Genomic DNA, 14,305 nt, shown 5'->3' on the forward strand with positions numbered 1-14,305 from the left:
TGTTAAAGGTGGCATGTTTCTTGCAAATGTTTTGGTAAATCTAGTTTTTAAAATGAGAGGATGTTTATATAATGGTAGATCACATTAAAGAGTTAGAGGAATTAGATAAAAAGTACTTTTTCCACCCAACTTCACCGATTCAGCAACAACATCAACAAGGACCGGCCTTTATATTTATGAAAGGTGAGGGAATATACCTTGAGGACATTAAAGGAAATAAGGTAATCGATGGGATGTCATCACTATGGAATGTGAATGTTGGTCATGGTAGAGAGGAGTTGGGAAGAGCAGCCATGGAGCAAATGTCTAAGTTAGCATTTAGTTCTTGTTTTGCAACATTTAGTAATGAACCAGCGATCAAGTTAGCTGAAAAAATGTCGCAAATTACTCCTAGTAACTTGACGGCTACATTTTTTACATCAGGTGGCTCTGAAGCGAACGATACTGCCTATAAGTTAGCACGACATTATTGGATTTTAAAAGGGGAACAAAGCCGAAAAAAAATTATTTCAAGAAAAAAGTCTTACCACGGAGTAGCGATGGGGGCGACAAGTGCAACTGGTTTGAAGGCATTTCGAGATTTTACGAATTCATTAGCTCCTGATTTCTGTTATGTGGAAAATTTCTCATCACAGTCGTTGCGAGAAGTGATTGAAAATGAGGGTCCAGAGACGATTGCTGCTTTTATTGCTGAACCCGTACAAGGTGCTGGAGGAGTTCATATTGCTCCTGACAATTACTTTAAAAAGGTTAGAAAGATTTGTGATGAGTATGGTATTTTATTTATCACTGATGAAGTGATCACTGGTTTTGGGCGTACAGGAAATATTTCGGTATGGAGCACTATGGTGTTACTCCTGATATGATGTGTATTGCAAAAGGAGTGACAAGTGGTTATGCACAGCTTGGTGGTGTCGTTATTTCTGAACGAATGCATCAAGATTTTATTGAGCTTTCAACTGGGACACTTTTGCATGGCTATACGTATAGTGGTCACCCAATGGCTTGCAGTGTTGCCTTAAAAAATTTAGAAATCATTGAAAGAGAAAATTTGATCGACAATGCGACATTCATGGGGAACGAAATGTTAAATGGGTTTAAATGGATACAAAAAAACCGAAATATTGTTGGGGAGGTTAGAGCCCTAGGCTTAATGGGTGGTATAGAAATTGTAAAAGATCAACAAACAAATGAGAGATTTTCTACACCATTATCTCCATTAATTGTTGGAGAAGCCGCGAAGCGAGGGCTCGTTTGTAGATCGGTTGTTTTTGAAGGCCAAGATACGCTTGTGTTCGCACCTCCATTAACGATAAATAAAGACCAAATCGATAAATTAATCAGCATTTTAAATGAAGCTATTCAAGCGGTAGAAGAGACTATTTAATAGTAATTTAAAACCTAAAGAAATGGAATGCAGCTGTACAGAACAAGGGATAGTTGATGTTTTAATAACTATTAGTTGGGGGAGAGCGAAGAGGATCATAGAGTTTAAAAAGCACGGACATGACGTTTGGGTCGAAATAAATGCTGGTGTGGGAAGTAGGTACTAATGAGGATTATTTTCATGCCAGGACTGGAAACTTTCACTATGACAACCTGGAACTACGATCATACGTATTTAATTAATGAAGCAGTCCTGATGAGAAAACAATCATCAGGGCTGCTATTTGTTTTGCGTTACAAATATGAACAACATTCAAAATCAGTTACACAGCAAACCAGAAACACAAAAAGTGTAGTTGGTAATTTCGTTATTTAATATTTGGAGTTAAAGGTAAACAGAACAACCTGTTCCTACTTTACTTTCAAAGTTGCGGGTGGTGGATAGCTCAAGCTTGAGAGGTTGGGTAATGTTGAGTAGGCCGACACTATACTTTTATAAGTTAAAACTTTACATAATCGCGAGGATTGACAACTAAAGAAAAAACTTATATTATATACCTAGTGGGGTATACATCAAAGGTGTTGTAGGTATCGATATTCCATCATAGTAAATAAAAAGATATCTGCAAAATCTGTGCTGACACTAAGTATTTGATGATTTTTGTGCATTAAAATACAGCTCAAAATCTAATTTTATTATTGATGAAGGTATGGGCAGAACTTACTAAGTAAATTATTCGGAGGCGATAAACATGGAGAAAATTGTTGTTATTGGTGGTGTAGCAGCAGGAGCAACAGCGGCAGCAAAAGCTAGAAGACTTTCTGCAGAAGCTCAAATTACAATTCTAGAATCTGGACCCGATATCTCATTTGCAAATTGCGGACTTCCATATTATATCGGAAGAGACATAAACAGCAGATCAAAGCTTATCCTTCAAAGTCCTGAAAGTTTTAATGACCAGTATCAGACAGATGTTCATATATATACAACCGCAACAGAGATTGACCGAAAAAACAAAATTGTACATGCTGTAGATTCACGTACTGGAGAAAAGAAAACATATGAATATACCAAGCTGATTCTGGCTCAGGGTGGAAAACCTATCGCTCCGCCCATTCCTGGCGCAGAACAGGATCATGTCTTCCAGCTTTGGACTCTTGAAGACATGGATAAGATCAATTCATTTATAGAAAATAAAAAGCCTAAGACAGCGGTAGTTGTAGGCGGTGGATTTATAGGCCTTGAAATGGTAGAAGCACTTGTTAAGAGGGGAATGAAGGTCTCTGTGGTTGAGATGATGCCACATGTGATGACTATTATGGAAGCCGAAATAGCAGGGTTTATCCAGCAAGAAATGTTGTCATATGGAGTAGATGTTCTAACAAATAAAGCAGTTTCCGATATAGGAAGAAACAGTGTAACTCTTAAGGATGGACTTAGAGTTGATGCAGATATGGTTCTGTTATCTATAGGTGTGCGGCCTACCCTTAAACTTGCTCAAGAAGCAGGTCTTACTATCGGTGAAGCGGGCGGCTTACTTGTCGATTCAACATTGAAAACCAGCGACGACAACATTTATGCAGCAGGGGATATGGTTGAACTTGAACACCGAGTGCACGGCAAGAAAGTACGTATTCCTCTTGCTGGCCCTGCTAATCGTCAAGGGCGAATAGCAGCAGAAAATGCCCTAGGCAAAAGACATGAATATAAAGGCTCTATAGGTACATCTATTGTCAGGGTTTTTGAAGCAGTTGCAGGAATTACCGGACTTTCTTTAAAAGGGGCTAGAGCTGCAGGACTTAATGCAGATGCAATTGTCATTCATAAAGAACATCACACATCTTATTTTCCAGGAGCAGAACAGGTTACTGTACTTGTGGTTTATGACAAAGAAACCGGAGTGGTGCTAGGCGGACAGACTGCAGGTTATGCAGGTGCTGACAGAAGACTAGATGTTCTAGCAGCAGCCGCGGCAACAAAGCTCACAGTTTCTGATCTTGCGGATATGGATTTTGCCTATTCACCACCTCTTGGAACAGCAAATGATGCCATGAATATGGCAGCATATGTAGCCGAGAACCGAATTTCAGGGTACTCTCCCACATTGACAGTTTCTGAAATAGATACTCATATAGATAGTAAAGAAGCACTCTGGATTGATGTAAGGGATGTATTTGCATTCGAAAAATCTCATATAGAAGGCTCAGTGAATATACCTTTAGAGATTCTTCCATCAAAACTAAATGAGCTTCCGCAGAATAAACTAATCTTTGTCTATGACCAAACAGGAAAAAAAGGACATCAGGCATTGCGTACTCTCGTTGGAACAGGATTTACCAATGTATTTAATGTAAGCGGAGGATTTGCAAGTCTTTCCAGCTATGTTAGGGCAGTAACTCCATCAAATTTCCGTTTAGAATTGCCTGCTCCAGAACCAAAAAAAATTGGAGAGAAAAGCAATGTGGAAGAGAAGAACGCTCCAACAGTTGAAATGAAAAAGGAAGATTCAAATGAACCTTTGATTGTTGACGTGCGTACTGCCGGGGAATTTTCATACGGTGCATATCCTGGCGCGATAAATATACCTCTAGACGAATTACAGTCTAAAGTAGAAAGACTTGGAGAGAAGGATAGAAAAATAATTCTTTACTGTGAGTCAGGCGCAAGAAGTGCCTATGCAGTGCAGGTTCTCAAAGCATATGGTTTCACCAACCTTGAAAATGGTGGAGGAATTTCGAGAATGATGGCCAGTACAAGATAGCCTTCAAATAGCAACACGCAGAACCGCTTCTTTAGATGTAAAAACAAGGTTGGAATTTTGAATAAGAAAGACGAAAAACAACAGACCTAGCTGTTGCGCAGTACAACGATAATATTCAATAAAAAAGGAAATAAAGGTAAGCGTCAAATAGTCTCCTTCTATGAAAGGATAGGACTATGATGTAAGTTTATGATGCGAGAGACTAGCCATTGTAGCTAGACTGCCCCTTGAACCTTTGGTAGAACTGGGTTTGTAAGTAAGGTGAGAGTGAAATGCTAACATTTAGTTAACATAGGTAATGAAAAAGAGGCTACTCATAAGTTCACTAAACTTTTGAAAGGCTTCTTTTTCATTTCTTGGGTTACTTAGAGTTAGACATCTTCTTTAATTTTGGTTCCTGACCACATCCGACTGGGTAAAGCTTTGTGCCAGGGGTTAGGAACTTATGGCTGGTGGGACCTACTCAATTAATAAATGTTCAAACGGGATCTTTGAGCGATTTTCCCTAAATTGTCCTGCAGATATTCCAACAGCTTTTTTAAAAACCTTATGAAAATAGTTTGCGTCAGTATAACCAACCTTTTCGGCAATTTCCTTAATTGGCAATTCCGTTTGTGTTAGTAGCCGGAAAGCTTGTTCCATTCGAGTTTTCGTTAAATATTGAAGCGGAGGCATATGCATATGTTCCTTGAACTTTTTTATAAAGTAATATTTTGAAAATCCAACATACTCCGCAATATCCTCCACACTAATCTGTTTTTCATAATGCGTTCTTATATAAAAAACACCTTTTGAAATAGCTTCAGGTAATTCATTTATCGCAAGTGCCTTGCTTTTACCAAAACGATAGCATTCCATAATAAATTCATAGGCCTTTGCTGAAGAAATGTAGATGTCTGAAACCTTTCTTTCTGCAACGTCTCGATATATCCGCATAAGTAGCTGAATGAGTTCCGAATCAGCCTGAATTTGAAATACAGGACCTAATAGTTCTCGCAAATACCTCCAGCATTTTAACGCTTCCTGTCCTTGGAGGGTTATATAGACAAACTCCCACCTTTCACTATCATCAGGCAGATAGTAAGTATGTGAGCTAGGAATGTCTACAATAAACGCTTCGCCGGATTTAAGGCGATATTTGATGTTATCATATTCGAGTATTCCACTTCCGGAGAGCGTATATTGAAAAACATAGGTACCTGTGTCATTTCTATGTAATCCATCCCAATAGTAATCTACTGTTTCTCGATTTTCCCAACCTACAACATAGATGCTTGAAATCTGAGACTGCTCATTTTCTTTAAACAGAGAGCTAATTCGATAAGAGCCATAAGGTGTTACTACGGATTCACCAGACAATTTTTTACCCTCCAATCACATTATCTTACCGTTGAGACAACTCTCATTTCTTGTTTATGATTATTTTAACACAAACATACTCTGATAAAGGTTAACTTTAGGAGGATAGAAAATGTCAAAAATCACATTTATGGGTGCTGGTAGTACCGTATTTGCCAAAAATGTATTAGGGGACTGTATGCTTGTTCCTGCTTTAGAAGGATTTGTGTTTGCATTATATGATATTGACGAACAGAGATTAAGAGATTCTGAGAATATGCTGATAAATTTAACGGAAAGTCTGGATAGAAAAGTTACGATTAAGGCTTATACTTCCCGGAAGGAAGCACTGCGTGGGGCAAAGTATGTATTTAATGCAATTCAGGTTGGAGGATATAAACCAAGTACTGTGATAGACTTTGAGATTCCTAAAAAATATGGTCTCCGGCAAACCATTGCCGATACTATAGGGATTGGAGGTATCTTTCGAAATCTCCGTACAATTCCAGTCATGCTTGATTTTGCAAAGGATATGGAAGAGGTTTGCCCAGATGCCCTATTTTTCAATTATACAAATCCTATGGCTGTTCTAACAGGGGTGATGAACCGCTTCACCCCTATCAAAACGGTTGGATTATGTCACAGTGTTCAAATTTGTACAGATCACTTATTTAAATCATTAGACATGGATCCAACGGGTATAAAAGAAAGGATTGCCGGAATTAACCATATGGCTTGGCTTCTGGAAATTTCCAAGGAAGGGCAGGATCTTTATCCGGAAATAAAACGGAGAGCAAAGGAAAAACAGAAAAGCAAGCATAATGATATGGTCCGTTTTGAGTTAATGGATAAATTCGGATACTATGTAACCGAATCGTCAGAGCATAATGCAGAATACCACCCATATTTTATTAAGCGAAATTATCCGGAGCTCATTGATAAATATAATATCCCATTGGACGAGTACCCTCGCCGGTGTGAGAACCAAATTAAGGGCTGGGAAGAAATGCGGGATAATCTCGTAAATAACAAGTCGCTTACCCATAAACGTTCACAGGAATATGGTTCTCGTATTATTGAAGCAATGGAAACAAACACTCCGTTTAAATTTGGAGGAAATGTCTTAAATACAGGTAGATTAATAAGTAACTTACCTGAAAAAGTATGCGTTGAGGTTCCTTGTGTAGCTGACCGCAGTGGAATTACCCCTACTTATGTTGGATACCTGCCAGAACAGCTTGCGGCGCTAAACCGCACCAATATTAATACCCAACTTTTAACCATTGAAGCAGCTATGACAAAAAAGAAGGAGTATATCTATCAAGCAGCCCTCCTTGATCCGCATACGGCTGCAGAATTATCAATTGATGATATTGTTTCCCTCTGTGACGATCTAATTGAAGCACATGGAAATTGGCTACCAACCTATGTTTGATACGTTTTTATTTTTGGGCGTATTGTCAGTAAAAAAGAATGGTGGACACTAGTAAATGAAAGCGCTTAAAATTTTCACTTTACTTTTAGGGGGTGATAGGTATAGAGAAGGTTTAAAACTTCATTTATGTAGTAGTACAAAAAAATTCAAAGGGGGATATTTAGATGTTCAAAAGAAAATTTTCGGTATTATTATTAGTGTTATCCATGCTTTTATTCTTCACCGCTTGTTCAAAAACTGATGAAACTTCTTCAGATAATAAAGATGAACCACAGACTGACAAGGAAGAAGTAGAAGAAAATAAAACACCAGTAACGTATACTTATTATAACGCTGCAGTCCCTGGGAAAGATCTTGATACCAATACGACTCGAATTGGGAAAATTCTTGAAGACAGAACAGGTGTTAACTTTAAGCTTGAACATATTGTTGGTGACATGAATACAAAAATTGGGTTAATGGTTGCGAGCGGTGACTACCCAGACGTTGTAATACCGGATGCCGCAATTGATACAATGCTAGATGCTGGAGCATTTATCCCGCTAAACGATCTTCTTGAAGAACATGGTCAAGAAATTCTTAAAGTTTATGGTCCATATCTTAATAGATTTACGATGGGTGATGGGAATATTTACTATATACCATTTGGTGCAGATGTAAATGAATTTATTCCTAACCCAAATATTGATCAAGGTGCATTTTGGATTCAACGAGGAATCCTTAAAGAATACGGTTTTCCAGAAATCAAGACATTGGAAGAGTATATGGAAATCATAGAGCGCTACGCTTCAGAAAACCCAAGAATTGATGGAATGAATGTAATTCCATTTACTGGATTGACGTATGATTGGAGATTTTTTGCATTTTCCAATATTCCAAACCATTTAGCTGGTTATCCTAACGATGGTGGTGTAATGGTTGATATGGAAACCCATGAAGCTAGCGTATACGCTGATTCTGAATATGCGAAGCGCTGGTTAAAAACTGTAAATGATCTTAACGCAAAAGGATTACTTGATCGAGAACTTTTTGTTTCAAACTACGATGAGTATATTGCAAAGCTTTCTTCTGGTCGTGTTTTAGGGTTTTTTGACTATGGCTGGCAGTTTGGAGATGCAAGTAACGCATTGAGAGATGCCGGAAACCCTGATCGTGAGTTTATGGCTTTACCAATTGTATTCGATAAGAATATTAAAGATCAGTATCTAGATCCGCCTGCGTTTGTAGGTAACCGTGGAGTAGGTATCACGGTAAATGCTAAAAATCCGGAAAGAATTATTCAATTCTGGAATGAATTAGTTAAAGAAGAAATTCAAAAGCTTGTTTTTTGGGGATTTGAAGACGAACATTACAATGTAGATGAAAAGGGTCGTTACTACCGCACACCTGAACAAATTGAACTTACTCAAAATGAGCAAGAAAGAGAAAAAATAGGAATGAAGACATTCGAATGGAACTGGCCAAGAATTAATGGTTCTTTCATAGAAGGAAATGCTGTTGAACCACGAAGACAACCTGAGGTTGCTCTAGCATCGTACACGGATGCTGACAAAGAGTACCTTAACGCTTATGGTATCCAAACATTCTCTGAGTTGTTCTCTTCCCCGGATGATCGTCCTTGGTACCCAGCTTGGAGTGCCAATATGATCCAAGGGTCTGACCCACAAGTATTTAATGAGCGTGCTAATGAAATTATAAGACGTCACTACGCAAGAATTGCATTGGCTAATCAAGCTGATTTTGAAAAAGAGTGGAATGATTTTGTTTCAGCTTATAGGGCTTTAGATGTAGAAAGCTATGAGCAGTTCTACACAGATGTTATTAAGGCTCGTGTTCGAGGAGAATGGTGATAAGGACCATATTTAGAAATTAAATGAAGTGGCTATGGTAACAGATATAAGGTTGTCATAGCCACTTTTGTTGAGGTATTGGGTTTGAAGTTTATTATGTCAGCTGTTTGAAGTAAGTGGTTTAAAATGGATAAACTTTATACCGTATCTGGCACCGCAGTTGAAAGTACAGTGAATAGCTTAACAAAAAGGATGAAGATTTACTGATCCCAATACATAAGTAGAGACGAGACATATTCATTATGATTTGGCTATCAAGCTATTTAACCGCGAAAAATAGGAAAATGGAAAGGAATTTAAGTCCATGAAAGAAGACTTATTGAATCAACATATTATTGAAAACCCTATCCTTTGGACAGATGTACCAGACCCAGATGTGATTCGAGTAGGTGATGTCTATTATATGTCTAGTACTACTATGCACATGAACCCTGGGGTACCGATTATGAAATCGTATGATCTATTGAATTGGGAAATCGTTAGTTACGCCTATGATGTTCTAGCCGAAAATGAGGAACAAACGCTAACAAACGGAAAACATGAATATGGAAAAGGTTCATGGGCAAGTAGTCTGCGTTATCATCAAAGCACTTTTTATTTAGTTGTCGGTTCGTTGTCTACCGGGAAGACATATATTTTTACCACTGATAATATTGAATTGGGTGCTTGGAAACGTTCTACTCTAGAAAAATATTACCATGATATGTCTATATTATTTGACGATGATGGACGCGTGTATTTGGTGTATGACAGAGGAGATATAAAAATTATTGAACTTACAGAAGATACAACAGCCATTAAAGAAGGAGGGCTAAACAAAGTTATTATTCCAGATGCTAGTTTAGTGGCAAGTGCTCAAGAAGACGTTCTTCTTGAGGCAGAAGGCTCACATATCCATAAGATCAATGGATATTATTATGTGTTTACGATAACATGGCCCAAGAATGGCAGTCGAACACAGCTTGTTCACCGATCTGATCGTATCGATGGTAAGTATGAGGGCAGGATTGCATTGGATGATCCCAGTGGTACGGCACAAGGAGGAATTATTGATACGGTTGATGGAAACTGGTATGGATTGCTGTTTCGCGATCATGGATCAGTAGGTCGCATTCCTTGTCTTATTCCAGTTACATGGAGAGATAACTGGCCAGTATTTGGTGAGCAAGGTACTGTTCCAAAACATATGTCTATTCCAGTTAGTAGTAAGAATATTAAAAATAACATAATAAAGTCTGATGAATTTAATTATGATAATAACTCCCTTGAAATGGCTTGGCAATGGAATCATAATCCGGACAATCAGAACTGGTCCTTAACGGAACGTCCTGGTTATTTAAGGATGAGAAATGGAAAAGTCAGCACGGGGTTGGAAGATGCAAGAAATACCCTTACCCAAAGAACATTTGGACCGGAATGTTCCGGTAGTGTTGAAATAGAAACGATACATATGAAGGACGGGGACATTGCTGGGTTTGCTGCTTTTCAAAAGGATTATGGCTTTGTCGGTGTGAAAATGATCGAAGGTTTTAAAGAGATTGTAATGGTAAATGCTAGTTCTGGTATACCAGAGGAAATAGAAAGCATCCCCATTGATCAGGAGCAGGTATATTTTAGGATTGATTTTGATTACAGAAATCAGACAGACAAGGCATATTTTTACTATAGTCTAGATAATGTTAACTGGAATTTAATAGGGAATACTCTTCAGATGAGCTATAAACTAGACCATTTCATGGGTTATCGTTTTGCTTTGTTTTCTTATGCCACAAAAACAACTGGTGGCTTTGTAGATTTTGATTATTTTAGAGTGGAACTAAATGGTAGTAGAAAAATTGGTAATTGACCTAGTTTAAAAAAGAGAGTGGAAAATAATATAGAGTATGACAAATGTGCTCAAATCGAAATAATTAGCTAAGTAAAGCCAATAACATAGTAAACCAGAGAGAACTGCATCATAAGTAAGGTGAAAAAACAAGTGGGCTATTTGCTGCATAGTAAATAGATAAGAAGCACTAGATTAACTTCATCATAATTAGAAAATTAATTATTACTAGAGTGGTTTCCCAAAAAAGGAGATCACTCTTTTGTTTTTCAAAGGTGATATTGAAGGGGTTTTACAAAATGTGTCGAAATATGTATTGTGTAGTTCTAATAACATCGATTACTTGAACGGAAGAATTTGGGAGATAGACGTTACTAAAATTTATAAAGTAAATAGGAGAGATTTCTTTGGAAAAAAATAGTGCAGAAGATTTTCTTGCTGTATTTAATAAAACGGAAAAGTGGATGAAGAAGACCATTGGAGCTAGGGACGAAGATGGGTACAGTTCTGTTCTCAAAAGGCAAAAAATAAAAATTCGATTATAAAAAGATATTTCGATGAACTTCAACTATATGCAACATTAAGAAATTTAATGATCCATGAAAAAACAAATCCAAATTATTATGTGGCACACCCTTCGCCAGAAATAGTTGAAAAATTTAATAACATATATAACGAATTAACCAAACCTGAATTATTAATACCGAGATTTATGAGAGACGTAGTTCGATTTAACGTAGATGATCCCCTTTCTTTAGTATTGGAAGAAGTTAAAACTAAAAAGTATACGAATTTTCCGGTTTATAGTTCAAATGGGGAATTTAAAGGTTTACTAACTGATAATGGAATAACTAATTGGTTGTCCTATAATGTAGAAGATGATCACCTTTTATTATCCACAATAGAAACGTCAATAGGTGATGTTATGTCGTTAGAAGAAGAAAAAAATAATTTTATTTTTATCAGCAGAAAGAAATCTATTTATGATGCAAAAGATATTTTCGAGAAATACTCCAATCGAATTGATGCCATGTTAATAACCGAGAATGGAGAAGAAAATGAAAAATTGCTAGGAATAATTACTGCATGGGATATCTTAGATAATAGCCATTAAATAAAGAACTATCAATTTGTTAGGATTATAATAATAAGAATATATAAATGGATTTTCTATTCCAAAACATGGTGTGAATTTCTATCAAATGTTTATGTGATAACGCGATGCTTTTCAGTTAATTATACAAAAATATAGAATGTTTTTAAGCGCTATCGTAGTATAGCGCTTTTATTTTTACTATATGACCGTTGAGCAATTCCGGGAAGTGACACCGGATATAATAATGCAATAAGACAAGAGTTAGTTAATCTTTTAGGTGAGTTCTAGGGGTTGAATAGGAAAACAAATAATTCTCTGTGGAAGGAAGATTATTGTGAGTAGTGAAAAGAGGTTTGATGATTACAAGCCTAAGGTTACACCATCTCAATGCAGTGACTGTCAAAATTATAAAAGTGTAGTTGAATGTTTAGTCTATGAAGTTAAACCTGATAAGTATGCATTAAATAAAGATGTTTGTCCGGAATATAGAAAAGATAACTAAAATGGCCTAGATTAATTTATTAGATAAGAAATGCCTCTTTAAAGAAGGCTGTTTCGTAAACTTTGTTGCTTTTAGAAAAGAGCGTTAAAGAAAGAATAAGAACCATTTAGTATATTCGAGAACATTGATATCAATTCCTTAACTTAGTTGAGAAAATAGTTATCGTGTTAAAAGAGGAGAGATGCACTTTTTTGTTTATAATTAGGGTTAGCGTTATAAGAAATACAGGGAAGTTATTAATACTTCCCTGTATTTACTGTATTTATGGTTATTTAACCATTTCCCTGGCAACGTCGTTTCTAAAATATTTAATATTGTATGGTGTCGTAATATATTTTTCCCCTACACCGAATTGGAGGAATTTAACAGCAGTTGTCGAACTATTGTAATTTGCAAACACACAAAAAACGGGTCTGAAAATATTAAGTATAAACGAGGGAGGCTTAGTAATGAGCAAAACTGGAAGAATAAATTATATAGTAAATGAACGGATTTCACACAATGTTAACAATGAATACGATATTGTATTTGATCGTTGTACACCCAAAATTGATGGAGAAAAATTGGAACATGAAGAATTGTTAATGAGATATACAAAAAACGGTAAAACAGTAAATAATGCTCCTGCATTTGATGAAGCAGACATGATAAAAGCAATTGTAAAGTTATACAAAAGTCCGGTTATCTCAGAACACGCCAAGAAGCTATTAAGAGATAATATTAAGTAAGTAGAAATAGTTCAAAAAATTTGATAAGGGTGGATAGATATGACGGTTATAGAATTAGATCAAATAACACTGCCTTATCTTAAGGAAGAATTACAACAATGGAAGCATAGAGATAGCGGTATTGTACCAGCGTTTATATTAGATTGGGAAGGCCCTGGAGTTAGTAATGGATATGGATTCGGAGAATGGGTGGCAGAAAAGTATTTTAGAAATCATGGATATTATGTCTTAACAAATGAATTTAATTTACTTTCGAAAACATCAAAATACGAACGATACAATAAAATAATTTCAACCATGGTAAACACTGATAAAATAAAGCAATTTAAAGAGGCGGTTCAGCACCTTATTCAACAAGGAATTTCAATTGAAAATCCTGATTTATTTGTCTTTAACTTAGAAACTTGTTTTTTTGCTGAAGTGAAAAAAGAGAAAGATAGGCTTCGAGAGCCACAACTTCGCTTTTTTTATCTAGCAAAGCAGCTTTTAGAAATTGACAGTAAACTTATTTATCTGTCTGATACTACTACTTCAGTATGTAACGAACAATTAACAATTGAGCTTATAAATTAACAATTCTATTATTTTAACTACAATTGAAGGGAGCTCAAAATATGCCCTCAAACTTATCAAACCGCCAACGGTTATTAATGGTACAAGATATTTTAAAGAAATATACAGATGAACAAAATCAACTAACGATAAGAGAAATAATCATTTACCAGCTTGGTATTTGAAATCAGAGAGTTTAGAGTTGATATAAATATTGATATATTAAATTAGGTTACTCGTATTGAGTGACCTATTTGTTTTTAGTAAATATTATTGGCATCTGCACATCTGTGAAACGATTTTGTGAAATAAGATTTTCGGGTAGGCACCGCACCTTCTAAATTCACACCACTTGCGGAGTCGGACGAGGAACCTGTCCCCTTGTCCCACCACAAAGTTCTTTAATCTAGTGGTGCAAAAGTATATTTTGTAAGGAGGACATTTAAGATGTTCAAGAGGTAAAATAATAATATTGGAATTTTTTTATCTCTGCCATTATTCTTTACAGCTTGTTCAGTGCTGAAGCTTCTTTTGATAGTGGCAATAATGATCTTTATATTAATTTTTACAAAACTGCCGATAAACAATGTTTTATGGTCGCAATATTATGGCAGCATCGTGGAGATTAATGGAAAGTGGTATACCTTCTATCATAGCATACAAATGGATCAAGCTTCAGTCGCCAAGGGAAATTAAGGTACAGAGATATTGTAAAGGTGTTTTGTTTTTGAGGTGAAAATTTCATGGGTGGTTGGCGCTAGCCGAGATACCTGTTGATTTTACGAATGTATGGGCGGGACAGAGGGACAGGAACATTGTCCCAATCAACGG

11 protein-coding genes and 1 pseudogene are annotated in these 14,305 nt (G+C 36.4%); 11 read left to right on the forward strand and 1 reads right to left on the reverse strand.

The window, feature by feature from the left end; translation table 11 throughout:
* The first annotated feature begins 71 nt into the window (after positions 1 to 71).
* The 3 genes and pseudogenes from H1D32_RS21345 (at position 72) to H1D32_RS21355 (ending at position 4,148) form a co-directional block, all read left to right on the forward strand.
* A pseudogene (locus H1D32_RS21345) lies at positions 72 to 1,387 on the forward strand (aminotransferase family protein).
* 165 nt (positions 1,388 to 1,552) lie between these two features.
* The gene (locus tag H1D32_RS21350) at positions 1,553 to 1,762 is read left to right on the forward strand and encodes a hypothetical protein (protein WP_261180210.1); all 210 of its coding nucleotides are present in this window, start codon (positions 1,553 to 1,555) and stop codon (positions 1,760 to 1,762) included.
* A gap of 376 nt (positions 1,763 to 2,138) precedes the next feature.
* Entirely contained in the window at positions 2,139 to 4,148 is a 2,010-nt protein-coding gene (locus H1D32_RS21355; RefSeq protein WP_261180211.1) for an FAD-dependent oxidoreductase, read from the forward strand.
* 459 nt (positions 4,149 to 4,607) lie between these two features.
* Here H1D32_RS21355 and H1D32_RS21360 read toward each other — a convergent pair whose 3' ends face one another.
* Positions 4,608 to 5,507 carry an AraC family transcriptional regulator gene (locus H1D32_RS21360; protein ID WP_261180212.1) on the reverse strand — a complete coding sequence of 300 codons (900 nt, stop codon included), beginning with the start codon at positions 5,505 to 5,507 and terminating at the stop codon, positions 4,608 to 4,610.
* A 112-nt stretch (positions 5,508 to 5,619) separates the two neighbouring features.
* Here H1D32_RS21360 and melA point away from each other — a divergent pair, with 112 nt between their 5' ends.
* The 8 genes from melA to H1D32_RS21400 all read left to right on the forward strand — a co-directional run bounded on the left by melA (position 5,620) and on the right by H1D32_RS21400 (position 13,659).
* Positions 5,620 to 6,921, forward strand: a complete 1,302-nt coding sequence (gene melA / locus H1D32_RS21365; protein ID WP_261180213.1) for an alpha-glucosidase/alpha-galactosidase — start codon at positions 5,620 to 5,622, stop codon at positions 6,919 to 6,921.
* 164 nt (positions 6,922 to 7,085) lie between these two features.
* Positions 7,086 to 8,771 (forward strand): ABC transporter substrate-binding protein, encoded by a 1,686-nt coding sequence (locus tag H1D32_RS21370; RefSeq protein ID WP_261180214.1) that lies wholly within the window; start codon positions 7,086 to 7,088, stop codon positions 8,769 to 8,771.
* 304 nt (positions 8,772 to 9,075) lie between these two features.
* The gene (locus tag H1D32_RS21375) at positions 9,076 to 10,617 is read left to right on the forward strand and encodes a glycoside hydrolase family 43 protein (protein ID WP_261180215.1); all 1,542 of its coding nucleotides are present in this window, start codon (positions 9,076 to 9,078) and stop codon (positions 10,615 to 10,617) included.
* Between the two features lie 386 nt (positions 10,618 to 11,003).
* Positions 11,004 to 11,141: a hypothetical protein gene (locus H1D32_RS21380; RefSeq protein ID WP_261180216.1), complete on the forward strand. Its 138-nt coding sequence runs from the start codon at positions 11,004 to 11,006 to the stop codon at positions 11,139 to 11,141.
* Positions 11,142 to 11,188: 47 nt separating this feature from the next.
* Positions 11,189 to 11,710: a CBS domain-containing protein gene (locus tag H1D32_RS21385; RefSeq protein ID WP_261180217.1), complete on the forward strand. Its 522-nt coding sequence runs from the start codon at positions 11,189 to 11,191 to the stop codon at positions 11,708 to 11,710.
* A gap of 933 nt (positions 11,711 to 12,643) precedes the next feature.
* A complete protein-coding gene (locus H1D32_RS21390; protein WP_261180218.1) occupies positions 12,644 to 12,922 on the forward strand; it encodes a hypothetical protein in 279 nt (92 codons plus the stop codon).
* A 39-nt stretch (positions 12,923 to 12,961) separates the two neighbouring features.
* Complete coding sequence (locus H1D32_RS21395) at positions 12,962 to 13,495, forward strand: VRR-NUC domain-containing protein (protein WP_261180219.1); 534 nt, start codon at positions 12,962 to 12,964, stop codon at positions 13,493 to 13,495.
* A 41-nt stretch (positions 13,496 to 13,536) separates the two neighbouring features.
* Complete coding sequence (locus H1D32_RS21400) at positions 13,537 to 13,659, forward strand: hypothetical protein (RefSeq protein ID WP_261180220.1); 123 nt, start codon at positions 13,537 to 13,539, stop codon at positions 13,657 to 13,659.
* Positions 13,660 to 14,305: the final 646 nt, after the last annotated feature.

The sequence above is a fragment of the Anaerobacillus sp. CMMVII genome (genome assembly GCF_025377685.1).
Taxonomy (GTDB): domain Bacteria; phylum Bacillota; class Bacilli; order Bacillales; family Anaerobacillaceae; genus Anaerobacillus.

Bases quoted from the DNA above. Each gene is read 5' to 3' on its own strand.
- H1D32_RS21375 (WP_261180215.1), top strand. From the start codon at position 9,076: ATGAAAGAAGACTTATTGAATCAACATATTATTGAAAACCCTATCCTT.
- H1D32_RS21350 (WP_261180210.1), top strand. From the start codon at position 1,553: ATGAGGATTATTTTCATGCCAGGACTGGAAACTTTCACTATGACAACC.
- H1D32_RS21355 (WP_261180211.1), top strand. From the start codon at position 2,139: ATGGAGAAAATTGTTGTTATTGGTGGTGTAGCAGCAGGAGCAACAGCG.
- H1D32_RS21400 (WP_261180220.1), top strand. From the start codon at position 13,537: ATGCCCTCAAACTTATCAAACCGCCAACGGTTATTAATGGTACAAGAT.
- melA (WP_261180213.1), top strand. From the start codon at position 5,620: ATGTCAAAAATCACATTTATGGGTGCTGGTAGTACCGTATTTGCCAAA.
- H1D32_RS21395 (WP_261180219.1), top strand. From the start codon at position 12,962: ATGACGGTTATAGAATTAGATCAAATAACACTGCCTTATCTTAAGGAA.
- H1D32_RS21385 (WP_261180217.1), top strand. From the start codon at position 11,189: ATGATCCATGAAAAAACAAATCCAAATTATTATGTGGCACACCCTTCG.
- H1D32_RS21390 (WP_261180218.1), top strand. From the start codon at position 12,644: ATGAGCAAAACTGGAAGAATAAATTATATAGTAAATGAACGGATTTCA.
- H1D32_RS21370 (WP_261180214.1), top strand. From the start codon at position 7,086: ATGTTCAAAAGAAAATTTTCGGTATTATTATTAGTGTTATCCATGCTT.